Source organism: Streptomyces sp. NPDC052682, from assembly GCF_040678435.1.
In the GTDB taxonomy this organism is placed as follows: Bacteria; Actinomycetota; Actinomycetes; order Streptomycetales; family Streptomycetaceae; genus Streptomyces.
Map to the genome: position 1 here is coordinate 22,990 of NZ_JBFATS010000026.1, position 17,332 is coordinate 40,321.

The following is a 17,332-nucleotide window of genomic DNA, read 5'->3' on the forward strand; positions in this document are numbered from 1 at the left end:
TGATCAGTGACCCATTCCCAGTCCGCCGTCAACGGGGATGACGGCTCCAGTGATGTACGAGGCGTCGTCCGAGGCGAGGAACCGCACCGTCGCGGCGATCTCCTCCGGCTGCGCGTACCGGCCGAGCGGCACTCCCGACAGGATGTTCGTGCGCTGCTCGTCGGTGAGCGCCTTGGTCATGTCGGTGTCGACGAAGCCGGGCGCGACGACGTTGAAGGTGATGTTGCGCGAGCCCAGCTCACGGGCGAGGGAGCGCGCGAAGCCGACCAGGGCGGCCTTGGAGGCGGCGTAGTTCGCCTGCCCGGGCGAGCCGTACAGCCCGACGACCGAGGAGATGAGCACGACGCGGCCCTTCTTGGCGCGCAGCATGCCGCGGTTGGCGCGCTTGACCACGCGGAAGGTGCCGGTGAGGTTGGTGTCGATGACCGAGGTGAAGTCCTCCTCGGACATGCGCATCAGGAGCTGGTCCTTGGTGATGCCGGCGTTGGCGACGAGGACCTCGACGGGACCGTGCGCTTCCTCGATCTCCTTGTAGGCCTGCTCCACCTGCTCGGCGTCGGTGATGTCGCACTTGACGGCCAGGCAGCCCAATTCCGTCAGGGCCGCCGGCGGCTCACCCGAGCGGTACGTGATCGCGACCTTGTCGCCGGCGTCGGCGAACGCGCGGGCGATGGCGAGGCCGATGCCCCGGTTGCCTCCGGTGACGAGAACCGAGCGGCTCAACGGATCACCCTTTCGATAGCGGTCTGATACCCGCCCGGGCACCTGGACGACAGGCGGCGATGACAGGCGGCTTCCCCGAAAACCTATCGGTCCGGGCCGGGCGGGGGACATTCGGGCGCCCACAGTGGCTCACCGGCCGCACTGTCGGGTCCCTACAGAAAGGCACGGCACCGGCCCGCAAACGTGTGGTCCGGGCACCGGCCGACGCGACATGATGCGCAGCAACCACAGGTCACACGACAGGGAGAGACCTCGGTGCCTCATACGATCGACGAAGCGTTCACGGCGCTTCCCCTACGCGCCCTGGCCGACGCCGCCCTCGCACGCGCGCGGGCGCTCGGGGCGGAGCACGCCGACTTCCGCCTCGAACGGGTGCGCAGCGCCTCCTGGCGCTTCAGGGACGCCAAGCCCGCCGGTTCGTCGGACACCACCGACCTCGGGTACGCGGTGCGCGTCGTGCACGGCGGTACGTGGGGATTCGCGTCCGGCGTCGACCTGACCCTCGACGCCGCCGCCAAGGTGGCGTCCCAGGCCGTGGCGATGGCCAGGCTCTCCGCGCAGGTGATCAGGGCGGCCGGGTCGGACGAGCGGGTCGAGCTGGCCGACGAGCCGGTGCACGCCGACCGGACGTGGATTTCGTCGTACGCGATCGATCCGTTCAGCGTGCCGGACGAGGAGAAGGCCGGGCTGCTGGCGGAGTGGAGCGCGCGGCTGCTGGCGGCGAACGGGGTCGACCACGTGGACGCCTCCCTGCTCACCGTGCACGAGAACAAGTTCTACGCGGACACGGCCGGGACCGTGACCACGCAGCAGCGGGTGCGGCTGCACCCGGTGTTCACCGCGGTGGCGGTCGACGAGTCCAGCGGCGAGTTCGACTCCATGCGCACCCTCGCGCCGCCCGTGGGGCGTGGCTGGGAGTACCTGCGGGGCACCGGCTGGGACTGGGAGGGTGAGCTGGAGCAGATCCCGGAGCTGCTCGCCGAGAAGATGCGCGCGCCGAGTGTGGAGCCGGGGCTGTACGACCTGGTCGTCGACCCGTCCAACCTGTGGCTGACGATCCACGAGTCCATCGGGCACGCCACGGAGCTGGACCGCGCCCTCGGGTACGAGGCGGCGTACGCCGGGACCTCCTTCGCCACCTTCGACCTGCTCGGCAAGCTGAAGTACGGCTCCGAGCTGATGAACGTGACCGGTGACCGGACCGCCGAGCACGGGCTGGCGACCGTCGGGTACGACGACGAGGGCGTCGAGGCGCAGTCCTGGGACCTGGTGAAGGACGGGGTCCTGGTCGGCTACCAGCTGGACCGCCGCATCGCGAAGCTGACCGGGTTCGGGCGGTCCAACGGGTGCGCGTTCGCCGACTCCCCCGCGCATGTGCCGGTGCAGCGCATGGCCAACGTGTCGCTGCGGCCGGATCCCGCCGGGATGTCCACGGAGGACCTCATCGGCAGCGTCGACCGGGGCATCTACGTCGTCGGTGACCGGTCCTGGTCGATCGACATGCAGCGGTACAACTTCCAGTTCACCGGGCAGCGGTTCTTCCGGATCGAGAACGGGCGGCTCGCCGGGCAGGTGCGGGACGTGGCCTACCAGGCGACGACCACCGACTTCTGGGGCTCCATGGCGGCCGTCGGCGGCCCGCAGACGTACGTCCTGGGCGGCGCCTTCAACTGCGGCAAGGCACAGCCGGGGCAGGTGGCCGCGGTCTCGCACGGCTGCCCGTCCGCCCTGTTCAAGGGCGTCAACATTCTGAACACCACCCAGGAGGCCGGCCGATGAGCGCCCCTACGCACAAGCCGCACGAGGTCGTCGAGCGCGCCCTGGAGATGTCCCGCGCGGACGGCTGCGTGGTGATCGCCGACGAGCAGTCCAGCGCCAACCTGCGCTGGGCGGGCAACGCCCTGACCACGAACGGGGTCACCCGGGGGCGCACGCTCACCGTCATCGCCACGGTGGACGGCAAGGAGGGCACGGCCTCGGGCGTGGTGTCGCGGTCCGCCGTGACCGTGGACGAGCTGGAGCCCCTGGTGCGGGCCGCCGAGGCCGCCGCGCGCGGCGCCGGGCCGGCGGAGGACGCCCAGCCGCTGGTCACGGGCGTGACGCAGTCCCCGGAGTTCACCGAGGCACCCGCGGAGACCTCCTCGGCGGTGTTCGCCGACTTCGCCCCGGCGCTCGGCGAGGCCTTCGCACGCGCGCGTGCCGGGGGCCGGGAGCTGTACGGCTTCGCCCACCACGAGCTGATCTCGACGTACGTCGGCACCTCGACGGGACTGCGGCTGCGGCACGACCAGCCGAACGGGACGCTGGAGATCAACGCCAAGTCCCCCGACCGCACCCGCTCGGCGTGGGCGGGTCGCTCCACCCGGGACTTCAAGGACGTCGACCCGGCCGCGCTCGACGCCGAGCTGGCCGTACGCCTCGGGTGGGCCGGGCGGCGCGTGGAGCTGCCCGCCGGGCGGTACGAGACGCTGCTGCCCCCGGCCGCCGTGGCGGACCTGCTGATCTACCAGATGTGGTCGGCGTCCGGCCGGGACGCGGCCGAGGGGCGGACGGTGTTCTCCAAGCCGGGCGGCGGCACGCGGATCGGCGACAAGCTCACCGACCTGCCGCTGACGCTGCGCAGCGACCCGAACGAGCCCGGTCTGGAGTCGGCGCCGTTCGTGATCGCGCACTCCTCCGGGGGCGACCAGTCGGTGTTCGACAACGGGCTGCCGCTCGCGGCCACCGACTGGGTGCGCGAGGGAGAGCTGCGGAACCTGACCACCAGCAGGCACAGTGCCGCCCTGACCGGGCTGCCGCTCGCCCCGGCGGTCGACAACCTGATCCTGGACGGCGGCGAGGACCGCTCCCTGGAGGAGATGGTCGCGACCACCGAGCGGGGGCTGCTGCTGACCTGCCTGTGGTACATCCGCGAGGTGGACCCGGCGACACTGCTGCTGACCGGCCTGACCCGGGACGGCGTCTACCTGGTCGAGAACGGCGAGGTGACCGGCGAGGTGAACAACTTCCGGTTCAACGAGTCGCCGGTGAGCGTGCTGGGCCGGGCCACGGAGGCGGGCCGTACGGAGAAGACGCTGCCCAGGGAGTGGAGCGACTGGTTCACCAGGGCGGCCATGCCCGCGCTGCGCGTCCCCGATTTCAACATGAGCTCGGTCAGCCAGGGCGTATAACCTCGTAGGCGTTCGCGTTCGGCTGTCACCCGACCGGCCGAAGATCATCTTGAGGAGACACGAGAACCGTGACGGACATCGTCGACGAGCTGAAGTGGCGCGGGCTGTTCGCCCTGTCCACTGACGAGGACGCTTTGCGCAAGGCGCTCGCGGACGGTCCCGTCACGTTCTATTGCGGTTTCGACCCGACGGCGCCGTCGCTGCACGTGGGGCACCTGGTGCAGGTGCTCACCGTGCGCCGGCTCCAGCAGGCCGGGCACCGGCCGCTGGCGCTGGTCGGCGGGGCCACGGGCCTGATCGGCGACCCGCGCCCGACCGCCGAGCGCACCCTGAACGACCCGGAGACGGTCGCCGGCTGGGTGGACAAGCTGCGCCGCCAGATCGAGCCGTTCCTGTCCTTCGAGGGCGAGAACGCGGCGGTCATGGTGAACAACCTCGACTGGACGGCCGGCCTGTCCGCGATCGAGTTCCTGCGTGACATCGGCAAGCACTTCCGCGTCAACAAGATGCTCACCAAGGACTCCGTGGCCCGGCGCCTGGAGTCCTCCGAGGGCATCAGCTACACGGAGTTCAGCTACCAGATCCTCCAGGGCATGGACTTCCTCCAGCTCTACCGGCGCTACGGCTGCACGCTCCAGCAGGGCGGCAGCGACCAGTGGGGCAACCTCACCGCGGGGCTGGACCTGATCCACAGGCTGGAGCCGGACGCCACCGTGCACGCGCTGGCGACGCCGCTGATGACCAAGGCGGACGGCACCAAGTTCGGCAAGACCGAGAGCGGCGCGGTCTGGCTCGACCCGGAGATGACCACGCCGTACGCGTTCTACCAGTTCTGGCTGAACGTGGACGACCGGGACATCTCCCGGTACATGCGCATCCTGTCCTTCAGGTCCCGCGAGGAGCTGGAGGAGCTGGAGAAGCAGACCGCGGAGCGTCCGCAGGCCCGGGCCGCGCAGCGCGCGCTGGCCGAGGAGCTGACGACGCTGGTGCACGGGGCCGAGCAGACGGCCGCCGTGATCGCCGCGTCCAAGGCCCTGTTCGGGCAGGGCGAGCTGGCGGAGCTGGACGAGCGGACGCTGGCGGCGGCACTCGCGGAGGTGCCGCACATCCAGGTCGCCGAGCTCGGCCCGGTCGTGGACCTGTTCGCCGAGGTCGGCCTGGTGCCCTCGAAGTCGGCCGCGCGGCGCACGGTCAAGGAGGGCGGCGCCTACGTGAACAACGTGAAGGTCGCCGGTGAGGACGCCGTCCCCGCCGCGGAGGACCTGCTGCACGGGCGCTGGCTGGTGCTGCGCCGCGGCAAGAAGAACCTGGCCGCGGTGGAGGTCACCGGCGCCTGAGCGGGCGTGGCGCAGGGGGCGGTCTCCGGTGCCGGAGGCCGCCCCCGGTGCGTGGCGGGGCTGTCAGGCCCTGCGCCTGCCGCCCCGGACCGCCGTGTAGACCCGGTCGCCGAGGGCCACCAGGATGACCGCGGCGATCACCTGGAAGACATGGCGCCACCAGTCGATGCCCTCCGTGGCGTCCACCCCCGCCGCCCGCGCGATGGCGTTGCCGCCGATCGCGCCGAGTATGCCGAGGATGGTGGTCAGCCACAGCGGGATGTGCTGCTTGCCCGGGACGATCGCCTTGGCGATCAGGCCCAGTACGAGTCCCACGATGATCGCCCACAACCAGCCCATGGCTGCCTCCTCGACGGCTCGACGCGAGCGTTACGACCAGTGTCCGACGCTGCGCCGTCCGGCGCATGCCGGGTGCGCCGGGCGCCGTACCGGGCCGTGGCGGGACGGCGGGCCGGCCGCCGCGGCAGGAAGGCCCCGGTCTCGTGGCGGACGCGGGCGCGGCGTACCGTGGAGCTGTCCGGGCCGTGCTCTCCCCGACCGGCCACGGACCGCGTACGGGGCGGGGAGAGGCCGATACGGGCGGATGGTGGATGTGATGCGGAAGCTGCGTGGCGGTGGCGACGTCCAGGTGTTCCGGATCACCGGCGCCCGGGCGGGCCTGCAGGAGGATGTGCGCGGCCGGCAGCGCCGGTACGTGATCTCGATGACGATCCGCACGATCTCCGTGATCCTCGCCGCGACGTTGTGGAACGTCGAACGGCATGTCGCCGTGGTGGCGCTGGTGCTCGGCGCGGTGCTGCCCTACATCGCGGTGGTGGTCGCCAACGGCGGGCGCGAGAACGCGCCGTCTTTGCCGTCGACGTTCGTGACGACGCCGATGCGCCCGATGCTGGCGCCGCCGCGGACGAACGACGGCGCGGCGCAAGCCGGGACGGAAGATGTGGTGTCCGAACCGGTGGCGGGCGCACGAACGGAGCCACGGGAGCGGTCGTGACCGTGCGGGCGGGCCTCAAACGGAGGACAGGACCCCGCCAAAGCTCAGGAAAAGCTCAGATCAATCATGCTGTTCCGGTGCCCTGCGGGGGGTTACCCGTGACATACTTCGTACGCGCTCCGCATCCCCCGTCGGAGCGACGGACCGACGCCGGGCAGCTCCCCCCGTGGCTGCTCGGCGTCGCCTTTTGTGTGGATCTGTGAGACGAAACCTGTGAGTGACGAGACCCCGATCTGCTCCGCCAAGGGCTGCCGCGCCGACGCGGTGTGGGTGCTGGCGTGGAACAACCCGAAGATCCATACGCCGGAGCGGCGCAAGACCTGGCTCGCGTGCGAGGAGCATCGTGAGCACCTGTCTCAGTTCCTCGGCGTACGGGGCTTCCTGAAGGACGTCGTCGAGCTGGCCGACTGGCAGGCCGCGGAGGGTGGCTAGCCCCCGATCGCCGACATCGGCCTGGCCGGCTGGACGAAGCTCGGGTCGTCCAGGCCCGCGCCCGCCTTCTTGCCCCACATCGCCAGGCGCCAGATGCGGGCGATCTCCTCGTCGGGGGCGCCGGAGCGCAGGGCGGCGCGCAGATCGGTCTCCTCGGTGGCGAACAGGCAGGTGCGTATCTGGCCGTCGGCGGTCAGGCGGGTGCGGTCGCAGGCGGCGCAGAACGGGCGCGTGACGGAGGCGATGACACCCACGCGGTGCGGGCCGCCGTCGACCAGCCAGCGCTCGGCCGGGGCGGAGCCGCGCTTCTCGTCGCCCTCCGGGGTCAGCTCGAAGCGGGTGCGCAGCGAGGCGAGGATGTCCCCGGCCGTGATCATGCCCTCGCGCTTCCAGCCGTGCTGGGCGTCCAGGGGCATCTGCTCGATGAAGCGCAGCTCGTAGTCGTGCTCCACGGCCCAGGCGAGCAGGTCCGGGGCCTCGTCGTCGTTGAGGCCCGGCATCAGGACCGAGTTGACCTTGACGGGGGTCAGGCCGGCCTCGCGGGCGGCGTGCAGGCCCTCGATGACGTCGTGGTGGCGGTCGCGGCGGGTGAGGGCCTTGAAGACGTCCGGGCGGAGCGTGTCCAGCGACACGTTCACCCGGTCCAGGCCCGCCGCCTTCAGGGCGGCCGCGGTGCGCTTGAGGCCGATGCCGTTGGTCGTGAGGGACATCTGGGGGCGCGGCTCGAGGGCCGCGACGCGCTCGACGATGCCGGCCAGGCCGGGGCGCAGCAGGGGCTCGCCGCCGGTGAAACGGACCTCCTCGATGCCGAGGGAGGTGACCGCGATGCCGACCAGGCGGACGATCTCGTCGTCGGTGAGCAGGTCGGGCTTGGCCAGCCACTGCAGGCCCTCTTCCGGCATGCAGTACGTGCAGCGCAGATTGCACCGATCGGTCAGTGAGACCCTCAGGTCGGTGGCCACTCGGCCGTAGGTGTCGATGAGCACGCGGGCCCCCTCCCTCGATGCGGATCGGCGCGGAGCACAACTCTCCGACACCTGCGAGACTACGCGACCTGGCTGACAACGCCTAAGGCCCGATCCCACGACGTGGGACGCGGCCCCGTCGCAGGGAGCTGCGACGGGGCCGTGCGCGGGTGCCGCCCGGGTGCCGCTCAGTGGGCGCCGGTGCCGGTCAGGGACCGGACCTCCAGCTCCGCGTACTTCTGGGCGTCGGGCTCCTCCTTGGACAGGACCGTGCCGAGCCAGCCCATCAGGAAGCCGAACGGGATGGAGATGATGCCCGGGTTCTTCAGCGGGAACCAGGCGAAGTCCACGTCGGGGAACATCGCCTTGGGGTCACCGGAGACGACGGGCGAGAACAGCACCAGCCCGACGGCGACGATCAGGCCGCCGTAGATCGACCACAGGGCGCCCTGGGTGGTGAACCGCTTCCAGAACAGGCTGTAGAGGATCGTGGGCAGGTTGGCGGAGGCCGCGACCGCGAAAGCGAGGGCGACCAGGCCGGCCACGTTCAGGTCGCGGGCGAGGGCGCCCAGCAGGATGGAGACGGCGCCGATGCCGATGGTGGCCAGGCGGGCCGCCCTGACCTCCTGCTTCTCGGTGGCCTGGCCCTTCTTTATGACGTTGGCGTAGATGTCGTGGGCGAACGAGGAGGACGAGGCGAGGGTGAGGCCGGCGACGACGGCGAGGATCGTCGCGAAGGCCACCGCCGAGATGGTGGCGAGCAGGATGGCGCCCCAGGCCGAGTCGACGCCGCCCAGGTGCAGGGCGAGCAGCGGTGCCGCGGTGTTGCCGGACGGGTTGGACGCGATGATCTCGTCCTGCGAGATGAGCGCGGCGGCGCCGAAGCCCAGCGCGATGGTCATCAGGTAGAAGGCGCCGATGATGCCGATCGCCCAGTTCACGGACTTCCGGGCGGCCTTGGCGTTGGGCACGGTGTAGAAGCGGATCAGGATGTGCGGCAGGCCGGCGGTGCCGAGCACCAGGGCGATGCCGAGCGAGATGAAGTCCAGCTTGGAGGTCCCGGTGGCGCCGTACTGCAGGCCGGGCTCCAGGAAGGCGGCGCCCTTGCCGCTGTTCTCGGCGGCCTTGCCGAGCAGGTCGGAGATGTTGAAGTCGAACTTCAGCAGCACCAGGAAGGTGATCAGGATGGTGCCGCCGATGAGCAGCACGGCCTTGACCATCTGGACCCAGGTGGTGCCCTTCATGCCGCCGATGGAGACGTACACGATCATCAGGACGCCGACGAGGGCGACGATGAGGATCTTGCCCGCGTCGGAGGTGATGCCGAGCAGCAGCGAGACGAGCACGCCGGCGCCGGCCATCTGGGCGAGCAGGTAGAAGATCGACACGACGATCGTGGACGTGCCGGCGGCGGTGCGCACCGGGCGCTGGCGCATGCGGTACGCGAGGACGTCGCCCATGGTGTAGCGGCCGGAGTTGCGCAGCGGCTCGGCGACCAGGAGCAGCGCCACCAGCCAGGCGACGAGGAAGCCGATGGAGTACAGGAAGCCGTCGTAGCCGAAGAGGGCGATCGCGCCGGCGATGCCGAGGAACGAGGCGGCGGACATGTAGTCGCCGGAGACGGCGAGACCGTTCTGGAAGGCGCTGAAGGAGCGTCCGCCCGCGTAGAAGTCGGCGGCGTCCTTGGTCTGGCGGCCGGCCCAGACGGTGATGAAGAGGGTCGCGACCACGAAGACCGCGAACAGGGAGATGATCAGCGGCCGGTGCTCGCTGGCCTCGTTGGCCGCGAGGGTCATGGCGAGGCTCATGCGCCGCCCTCCATCCGGGTCTTGATGGCTTCCGCCTTCGGGTCGAGCTTCGCGGCGGCGTGCCGGGAGTACCACCAGGCGATGAGGAACGTGGTGACGAACTGGGCGACACCGAAGACGAAGGCGATGTTGATGTTGCCGAAGAGCTTGGTGCCCATGAAGCCGCCCGCGTAGTTGGACAGCAGGACGTACAGCAGGTACCAGGCGATGAAGGCGATGGTCAGCGGGAAGGCGAAGGAGCGGTGGGAGCGGCGCAGCTCACCGAACTCCGCGCTGTGCTGCACCTCGGTGAACTCCTCGGCGGACGGGAGTGTGTGGTGCTGTTTCGAGGGGGGCGGTGCGTCGGTGGCCACGGAGTCTCCTCGGACGACGGACATGACGGTTCTGACCTCACGTGAGGGCCCGGGTGTGCTCGGGCTCCCTGCTCAACGTCACGGCGGTGCGTGAGGAGCGGTTCAACACACCTCGCTTCTTTCCGTCGCTTGTTTCCGCCGCTTGTTGCCGTCGCTTCTTTTCCAACTCGCGCGGGAAGGTCATTGCTGGCCAGCGGTTCCGGGAGATAGCTTCAGCCCGGCACCACCCGTCATGTACCTGCCCGAGCAGCACCTGTGTTCGGGCTGGTTCCGTTTCCGGATGATGTGGAGACCCCATGCCTCATTCGCGTTCCAGACGCCGGCTCACGCTCGCCGTCCCCGTCGCGCTGTCGCTGACCGCCTCGCTCGGCTTCCTGCCGGCCGCGGCGTCGGCGGCCCCCCGGGCACCGCAGGCACCGGCGGCACCGGCGGCGGACGCGCCGCAGCTGGCGTACGTCGTCAACACCAAGGTGGACCGGCGCACGATCGCTGCGGTGCGCGAGGCGGTTGCGGCGGCCGGCGGCACGGTCGTGGTCACCTACGATCGGATCGGTGTGATCGTCGCCCACTCCGCCAACCCGGACTTCGCCCGGACGATGCGCGCGGTGCCCGGGGTGCAGTCGGCGGGCGCGACGCGGACCGCGCCGCTGACCCCGGCGGGGACGACGGAGGAGGGCGCGGCCGAGTACCTGACCGGCGCTCAGGCGGCGAAGGCCGCGGCGGCGTCGGCCGAGACGCCGGGGAGCGAGCCCCTCGAGGCGGACCAGTGGGACCTGCGGGCGATCGGCGCCGACCAGGCCGCGCGCATCAACCCGGGCAGCGCGAAGGTCACCGTCGCCGTGATCGACACGGGCGTGGACGACACCCACCCCGACATCGCCCCGAACTTCTCCGCCGCCCAGTCCGCGAACTGCGCCGGCGGCAAGGCCGACACCACCGAGGGCGCCTGGCGGCCGTACACCGCCGAGGACTACCACGGCACCCACGTGGCCGGTGAGATCGCCGCCGCCCGCAACGGCATCGGCGTGGCCGGTGTCGCGCCCGGGGTGAAGGTCTCCAGCATCAACGTGACCGACCCGAAGAACGGCCTCTTCTATCCGGAGAGCGTCGTGTGCGCCTTCGTGTTCGCCGCCGACCACGGCGTGGAGATCACGAACAACAGCTACTACGTCGACCCGTGGCTGTACAACTGCATGGACGACCCCGACCAGCGGGCCATCGTCGACGCGGTGAACCGGGCGCAGCTCTACGCCCAGAAGAAGGGCACCCTCAACGTCGCGTCGGCGGGCAACTCGGCCCATGACCTGGACGCGGACGCGATCGTCGACGACACGAGCCCCGACGACTCCACCCCGGTTCCGCGCACCATCGACCCGCACGAGTGCTTCGATGTGCCGACCCAGCTGCCGGGCGTCGTCACGGTCAGCGCGACCGGCGTCCAGAACGTCAAGTCGTACTACTCCACGTACGGCTACGGCGTCGTCGACGTCGCGGCGCCGGGCGGCGACCGCAAGTACCAGATACCAGACACTCCGTCACAGAACGGGCGGATCCTGTCCACTATGCCGAACGGCGAGTACGGGTTCCTCCAGGGCACCTCGATGGCCGCGCCGCACGCCTCGGGTGTCGCCGCGCTGCTGAAGTCGAAGCACCCCTGGGCCTCCCCCGCCCAGCTCCAGGCGCTGCTGAAGGCCCAGGCGGACAACCCCGGCTGCCCCGCGTCGTACGACCAGGACGGCGACGGGACGCAGGACGCGGTGTGCGAGGGCGGCAAGCGGGTCAACGGCTTCTACGGGTTCGGCATCGTCAACGCCCTGCGCGCGGTGCGGTAGGCAGGCGCAGTCCGGCCCCGCCGAGGGCCACGGCTGTGGAGGCGGCCGGACAAAAAGGGCGTGCTGCATAGTGCCGTCATGACTGACATCGGCACGGCCTGGTCCGCTCTCGGCGGCGATCCCCGTCTCCTGACCCGTGTGTCCACCCTCGAGCGGCGCGGGGCGCTCGAAGCGCGGCTCGGGGTGAGGGAGTTGGCGCGCGCCTGTGTGGGCGCGTGCGCGCTGGCCGCCGCCGAGCTCGGCGCGCGGCGGGCCGGGCTCGCCCAGGTGCCCGGGGTGCGGGTGGACGACGGGGCCGTGGCCACGGCGTTCACCAGCGAACGGCACCTGCTCGTCGGCGGCCGGGTTCCGGTCACCTTCGCGCCGCTGTCGCGGTTCTGGCGTACGGCGGACGGGTGGGTGCGGACGCACGCGAACTACCCGCACCACCGGGCCCGGTTGCTCGCCGCTCTGCACCTGTCCGAGGACCCGGACCGGGTGGCGGCCGCGCTGGCCGAACGGTCCGCCCTGGAGGTCGAGGAGGCCGTGTACGCGGCCGACGGCCTGGCCGTGGCGGTGCGCACACCGCAGGAGTGGGCGGCGCACGAGCAGGCCGTGGCCGTGGCCGGGCGCCCGCTGGTCGAGCGCGGACGCCTGGACTCGGCACGCGCGCGCGTGCTCCCCCCGGCCGGCGGTGATCCGCTGCTGCCCGCCGCGGGGCTGCGGGTCCTGGACCTCACCCGGGTCCTCGCGGGACCGGTCGCCACCCGCACCCTGGCCCTGCTCGGCGCGGACGTGCTGCGCGTGGACGCGCCGCAGCTGCCCGAACTGGCCGACCAGCACGCGGACACCGGCTTCGGGAAGCGCTCCGCGCGGCTCGACCTGGCGGCCGACCGGGCCGTGTTCGAGGAGCTGCTGGCGACGGCCGACGTCGTCGTCACCGGGTACCGGCCGGGCGCCCTGGACCGGTTCGGCCTGTCGCCCGAGGCCCTGGCCGAGCGCCGGCCCGGGCTGGTCGTGGCGCAGCTGTCGGCGTGGGGCACGTACGGGCCGTGGGCCGGGCGGCGCGGCTTCGACAGTCTCGTGCAGGCCGCGACCGGGATCGCCGTCCTGGAGGGCACGGCGGAGCAGCCGGGCGCGCTGCCCGCCCAGGCCCTCGACCACGGCACGGGGTATCTGCTGGCGGCGGGCGTGCTGCGGGCGCTGACCGAGCAGTTGTCCGAGGGCGGCAGCCGGTTCGTCCGCCTGGCCCTGGCGCGCACGGCCGCGTGGCTGACGGCCGGGGGGCCGCCGGCCGGGGAGCCGCCGGCCGCCCCGGCGGAGGCGGCGTACGACGGTCCGGACACCTGGCTCGCCGAGCGGGACAGCGACCTGGGGCGGCTGCGGTACGCCCTGCCGCCGGTGGTGTTCGCGGGCGGACCGGCCGACTGGGCCCGGCCGCCGGGCCGTTGGGGAGGGGACGAGCCGCGGTGGGAGTCCTGACCCACGGGACATACCACACGGCGCGATGCCGTGCCCCCGGTTCTTTTCCTTGACTGCCCGGCTCCGGGTCGCCTGGTGAAGATCCTGGGGTGACCCTGACGAGATCCAACCCTGGGGCGGCCGGCGAGCCCGGGCCGCGGCGCCGCTCGGCGGCCGTCCGGGCGGTGGCCGTTGTCCTGCTGGTGGCGTCGGGCGCGCTGATACCGCTGCTCGGCCCGTCCCCCGCCCTGCACGGCACCGGGGAGGCCGCGGCGCCCGGCGTGGGCGGCGTCGCCCTGCTGCGGACGGTGCTCTTCGCGGCCCTGTGCGTGCCGGTCGGCGAACTGTTCGTCGGCCGGCTGGCCCGGACCGTGCCCGGCGCTCCCGCGCGGCTGCCGCGCACGTGGTCCGGGTACGCGGCCGGGGCCGGTTTCCTCGCGGCGCTGGGCCTCGCCTGCGTCGTGGCCACCGGCAACCTGGTGCCGCGGGACCCGGAGCGGATCGACCTCGGCGGGCTGTACGCGTCCCGGGACGGCACGCTGGCGCTGCTGGAGGTCAACGCGTTCCTGGCGGCGGGCCTGTGCGCCGTCTCACGCCGGCCGGGCAGGCAGGTGTGGCCGCTGGCCGCGGTGGTCGTCGCGGAGGCCCTGCGGGCGCACCCCCCGACCGAACAAAGCCCGCTGCTCGGCTCGGCCCTGACACTGGTGCACCTGAGCTGCGCGGCACTGTGGGCGGGCGGCCTGCCGCACGCGCTGCGCACCCTGCGGCTGTGGGGCGGCACCGAGCCGGGCGTGGCGCTGCTGGGCCGCTACGCGCGCGTGGCGACGGCTCTGCTCGCCGCCGTCACCGCCACCGGGGTGTGCAGCTCGCTGCGCCGCATGCCGCCTCAGACGGTCCTGGAGCAGCTGACGACGACGGCGTACGGACGCGTCCTGCTGGCCAAGCTGTTCCTGATGACCGCCGTGGCGGCCCTCGCCCTGTGGGCACGGATCCGGCTGCGCCGGGCGGCCGACCCCCTGACGGCCTGCTCTCCCGCCCGCGCGGAGGTCGTCGCCCTGGGCGTGGTGGTGGCGGTGTCGGGGGTGCTGACGGCGGTGCCGGTGCCGATCCGGTGGTGAGCCGGGCGGTTAGAGGACGGTGCGGCCGGCCGCCTGCCCGGCGCCCTACGATGCCGTGGGCGGACCGGGGAGGCTGGGGGATGCAGGGACTCGAACTCGTACTCGCACGACTGGCGTCGACGGTCGCCGCCACGCTGGCGAAGTCGGTTCTCGCGCCGAGACCGGGCGCGGGCCTGGTGACCGGGCCGTTACGGCCGCTGCCGAAGCCGGCCGGGCCGGACAGACTCGCCCGGGTCCTGTCGGGGCGTATCGCGTCCGCGTACGCGGCGGTGCCGGAGAACGAGCGGCTCGCGGCGGTGGCGGCGGTCCAGGACACGTTCGCGGCAGCCGGCCCACTGGACGCGCAACGGCTGTTCGCGGCGGACCTGGATCCGGCCGCCCTGGCGGCGCAGCTGCGACGCCCTGTCCCCGACCTGGCCGAGCGGGCCGGCGCGCTGTACGCGGACCTGCTGGAGCTGTGCTGCGCGCACCTCGTCGACCAGCTCACCGCCCAGCCGTCGTTCGCGGCGCGGGCCGCGGTGGAGCAGACGCGGCGGACCGGGACGCTGTTGCGCGAGCGGGCGGTCGAGGCATCGAGGGACCTCGGATTCGAACAGCGGTACGCGGAGTTCCTCGCCGGTACCCACGGCCGCCTGGAGCTGTTCGGGGTGACCCTCGGCGGGCGCAACCGGGCCGTGTGGCAGCTGGAGACCGCCTACCTGAGCCTCACGGTGAGCGGGCCGGATCCCGACTCCGCGCTGCGGGAGGGCCTCGGTCTGCCGGGCGCGGCCGAGGCCTCCCTGAAGGTGGAACAGGCGCTGGCGCACCACGACCGGCTCGTCCTGCGCGGTCCGGCGGGGTCGGGCAAGTCCACGCTCGTGCAGTGGCTGGCGCTGAACGCGGCACGCCGGAGCTTCGGGCCGGAGCTGGCGGACTGGAACCGCTGCGTGCCGTTCGTCCTGCGCCTGCGGTCCTTCAACACGCCCGCCGGGCTGCCGATGCCGGAGGACTTCCTGCCCGCCTGCGGGATACCGCTGAGCCCGCCTCAGGGGTGGGTCGAGGGACTCCTGGACGACGGGCGGGCCCTGGTGCTGGTGGACGGGGTCGACGAGGTGCCGCCGCGGCTGCGCGGCCGCACGGAGAAGTGGCTGAGATCCCTGCTCACGGCCTTCCCACGAGCCCGTTACGTGGTGACGACCCGCCCCTCGGCCGTGTCCGAGAACTGGCTGACGGACCAGGGTTTCACCGCGTACGCCCTGCTGCCGATGGAACGGGACGACGTGCGGACGTTCATCCGGCACTGGCACGACGCGGCCCGGCAGGAGTGTCCGGCGGGGCAGGAGCGGGAGGCGCTGGACCGGTACGAGGCGGGCCTGAGCGAGGCGGTGACCTGGCGCCGGGACCTGGGGCGGCTCGCGACCAACCCGCTGATGTGCGCGCTGCTGTGCGCCCTGAACCGGGACCGGCGCATGCAGCTCCCCCGGGCCCGCAAGGAGCTGTACGACGCGGCACTGGACATGCTGCTGGTGCGGCGGGACACCGAGCGGGAGATCTCCTGCGTGGAAGGGGTCGTGCTGTCCCGCGAGGAGCAGACGGCTCTGTTGCAGCGGCTCGCGTACTGGATGATCCGCAACGGCCAGGCCGAGGCGGACCGGCAGGACGTCGTCGCCATGCTGGACGAGTGGCTGGCGGCGATGCCGCAGGTGCGGGACCAGGGGGACGCCGAGCGAGTCTTCAGTCACCTCCTGATCCGGAGCGGACTGCTGCGCGAGCCCGTCCCGGGCTATGTCGCCTTCGTCCACCGCACCTTCCAGGACTACCTGGGCGCCAAGGCGGCCGTCGAGGCCCGCGACTTCGGGATGCTGGTGCGCAACGCCCACGAGGACCAGTGGGACGACGTGGTCCGCATGGCTGTGGGGCACGCGCGTGTGGCGGAACGGGGACGGCTGCTGCGGCAGTTGCTGCGCCGGGCGGACCGGGTGCGGCGCTACCGGGCACGGCTGGTGCTGCTGGCCGCGGCGAGTCTGGAGCACGCGCCCGAGCTGGATCCGGACGTGCGGCGGGAGGTGGAGGAGCGCACGGCGGAGCTGATCCCGCCGCGCAGCCTGGAGGAAGCCGAATCGCTGGCCAAGGCGGGCGAACTGGTGCTGGAGCTGCTGCCGGGGCCCCAAGAGCTGACGGTGCGTGAGGCCGAGGCGGTGGTCCGCACGGCCGGGTTCGTCGGTGGGCACAGGGCGCTGGCCGCCGTCTCCCGGTTCCGTACGGACCGGCGGGCGCGGGTGCGGTGGGCACTGGGCACGGTGTGGTCCTCGTTCGACACGGAGGAGTACTTCGAAGCGGTTCTGCGGGACACGGTCGAACCCGACCAGCTGCTGATCATGAGCAACGCCGCACAGCTCGCCCTGCTGCCGCGGCTGCCGCATCTGACGGACCTCCAGCTGGAGGGCGACCACGGCCTTCCCGAGACCGTCCTGGCGCACACCGCCCTCACCTTCCTCAGCCTCGTCCACAACGACTCGCTCGAGGACCTGTCGGCCCTGCGTCGTCTGCCGAACCTGCGCACCCTGACCGTCAACCGGTGCCGGAACGTGACGGACCTCGGCTCGCTCGCGGGCCTGCCTCTGCAACGGCTGCACACGTACCGGCTGACGCAGCGGCTCTCCCTCGCCCCCCTGGACGATCTGCCGGATCTGCGGCACCTCACCCTTGACTTCGCGCCCGTGGAGACCGCCGTGGGTGAACTCGCCTTCGGTCCCCGGCTGACCGGCATCGGATTCTTCGGCGGTGCCGCCACGATGAACCTGCGCGGGGTGGAGGCCCTGACGTCGCTGCGCTGGCTCACCGTCAACGAGGACCAGCAGTGGTGTGACTTCCTCGCCGCGGGGGTGTTCTGCCCGCTGCGCACCCTTCAGGTGCTGGACGTCGGCCACGTCGACCTCCGCGCCCTCCTGCCCCACCAGGGGCTGACCGAGCTGTACGTGGGGGCCGCCGGCCGGGTGGAGAACACCGCGGCGCTCACCGAGCTGCCCGATCTGCGACGCGTCGGCTTCTCGCGGTGCGACGGCCTGGACTTGAGACCCCTGGCCGCGAAGGACCGCCTCACCATCGACCTCTACGGCTGCCGGGACGTCGTCGGTCTGGAGTTCCTCGCCCCCGACCGCCTGACGGTCGAATGAGGCCG

General features: G+C 72.2%; 14 protein-coding genes. 9 read left to right on the forward strand and 5 right to left on the reverse strand.

Annotated features, from left to right (window positions below; genetic code table 11):
- Nucleotides 1-3: 3 nt before the first annotated feature.
- Nucleotides 4-723 carry a 3-oxoacyl-[acyl-carrier-protein] reductase gene (gene fabG / locus AB0K80_RS30765; RefSeq protein WP_365675319.1) on the reverse strand — a complete coding sequence of 240 codons (720 nt, stop codon included), beginning with the start codon at nucleotides 721-723 and terminating at the stop codon, nucleotides 4-6.
- Between the two features lie 255 nt (nucleotides 724-978).
- On the opposite strand from fabG, the gene AB0K80_RS30770 reads away from it, so the two are divergent.
- From AB0K80_RS30770 to tyrS, 3 genes are all read left to right on the forward strand, one after another.
- The gene (locus AB0K80_RS30770; RefSeq protein WP_365675320.1) at nucleotides 979-2,502 is read left to right on the forward strand and encodes a TldD/PmbA family protein; all 1,524 of its coding nucleotides are present in this window, start codon (nucleotides 979-981) and stop codon (nucleotides 2,500-2,502) included.
- Nucleotides 2,499-3,893: a metallopeptidase TldD-related protein gene (locus tag AB0K80_RS30775; protein ID WP_365675322.1), complete on the forward strand. Its 1,395-nt coding sequence runs from the start codon at nucleotides 2,499-2,501 to the stop codon at nucleotides 3,891-3,893. Before AB0K80_RS30770 ends, AB0K80_RS30775 begins: the two co-directional genes overlap by 4 nt.
- Nucleotides 3,894-3,961: 68 nt before the next feature.
- On the forward strand, nucleotides 3,962-5,230 hold the full coding sequence (tyrS, locus tag AB0K80_RS30780) for a tyrosine--tRNA ligase (protein ID WP_365675324.1): 1,269 nt from the start codon (nucleotides 3,962-3,964) through the stop codon (nucleotides 5,228-5,230).
- 63 nt (nucleotides 5,231-5,293) lie between these two features.
- On the opposite strand, the gene AB0K80_RS30785 is transcribed toward tyrS, so the two are convergent.
- Nucleotides 5,294-5,569, reverse strand: a complete 276-nt coding sequence (locus tag AB0K80_RS30785) for a GlsB/YeaQ/YmgE family stress response membrane protein (RefSeq protein ID WP_365675326.1) — start codon at nucleotides 5,567-5,569, stop codon at nucleotides 5,294-5,296.
- Nucleotides 5,570-5,825: 256 nt separating this feature from the next.
- On the opposite strand from AB0K80_RS30785, the gene AB0K80_RS30790 reads away from it, so the two are divergent.
- Together AB0K80_RS30790 and AB0K80_RS30795 are read left to right on the forward strand one after the other, a co-directional pair.
- Nucleotides 5,826-6,224, forward strand: coding sequence for a DUF3099 domain-containing protein (locus AB0K80_RS30790; RefSeq protein WP_365675327.1), 399 nt, complete (start codon nucleotides 5,826-5,828; stop codon nucleotides 6,222-6,224).
- Nucleotides 6,225-6,437: 213 nt separating this feature from the next.
- Nucleotides 6,438-6,656, forward strand: coding sequence for a hypothetical protein (locus AB0K80_RS30795; RefSeq protein WP_365675328.1), 219 nt, complete (start codon nucleotides 6,438-6,440; stop codon nucleotides 6,654-6,656).
- Here the strand turns inward: AB0K80_RS30795 and moaA are convergent.
- The 3 genes from moaA to AB0K80_RS30810 all read right to left on the reverse strand — a co-directional run bounded on the left by moaA (nucleotide 6,653) and on the right by AB0K80_RS30810 (nucleotide 9,782).
- Nucleotides 6,653-7,642, reverse strand: a complete 990-nt coding sequence (gene moaA / locus AB0K80_RS30800; RefSeq protein ID WP_365675330.1) for a GTP 3',8-cyclase MoaA — start codon at nucleotides 7,640-7,642, stop codon at nucleotides 6,653-6,655. The genes AB0K80_RS30795 and moaA overlap by 4 nt on opposite strands.
- Before the next feature lie 167 nt (nucleotides 7,643-7,809).
- Nucleotides 7,810-9,429, reverse strand: a complete 1,620-nt coding sequence (locus AB0K80_RS30805) for a cation acetate symporter (protein WP_365675332.1) — start codon at nucleotides 9,427-9,429, stop codon at nucleotides 7,810-7,812.
- Complete coding sequence (locus AB0K80_RS30810) at nucleotides 9,426-9,782, reverse strand: DUF485 domain-containing protein (protein ID WP_365675333.1); 357 nt, start codon at nucleotides 9,780-9,782, stop codon at nucleotides 9,426-9,428. Before AB0K80_RS30810 ends, AB0K80_RS30805 begins: the two co-directional genes overlap by 4 nt.
- 296 nt (nucleotides 9,783-10,078) lie before the next feature.
- On the opposite strand from AB0K80_RS30810, the gene AB0K80_RS30815 reads away from it, so the two are divergent.
- From AB0K80_RS30815 to AB0K80_RS30830, 4 genes are all read left to right on the forward strand, one after another.
- Nucleotides 10,079-11,614: a S8 family serine peptidase gene (locus AB0K80_RS30815; protein WP_365675335.1), complete on the forward strand. Its 1,536-nt coding sequence runs from the start codon at nucleotides 10,079-10,081 to the stop codon at nucleotides 11,612-11,614.
- Nucleotides 11,615-11,692: 78 nt separating this feature from the next.
- Nucleotides 11,693-13,075 (forward strand): CoA transferase, encoded by a 1,383-nt coding sequence (locus AB0K80_RS30820; RefSeq protein ID WP_365675337.1) that lies wholly within the window; start codon nucleotides 11,693-11,695, stop codon nucleotides 13,073-13,075.
- Nucleotides 13,076-13,164: 89 nt separating this feature from the next.
- Nucleotides 13,165-14,172 carry a CopD family protein gene (locus tag AB0K80_RS30825; protein WP_365675339.1) on the forward strand — a complete coding sequence of 336 codons (1,008 nt, stop codon included), beginning with the start codon at nucleotides 13,165-13,167 and terminating at the stop codon, nucleotides 14,170-14,172.
- Nucleotides 14,173-14,252: 80 nt separating this feature from the next.
- On the forward strand, nucleotides 14,253-17,327 hold the full coding sequence (locus AB0K80_RS30830; RefSeq protein ID WP_365675341.1) for an NACHT domain-containing protein: 3,075 nt from the start codon (nucleotides 14,253-14,255) through the stop codon (nucleotides 17,325-17,327).
- Nucleotides 17,328-17,332 lie beyond the last annotated feature (5 nt).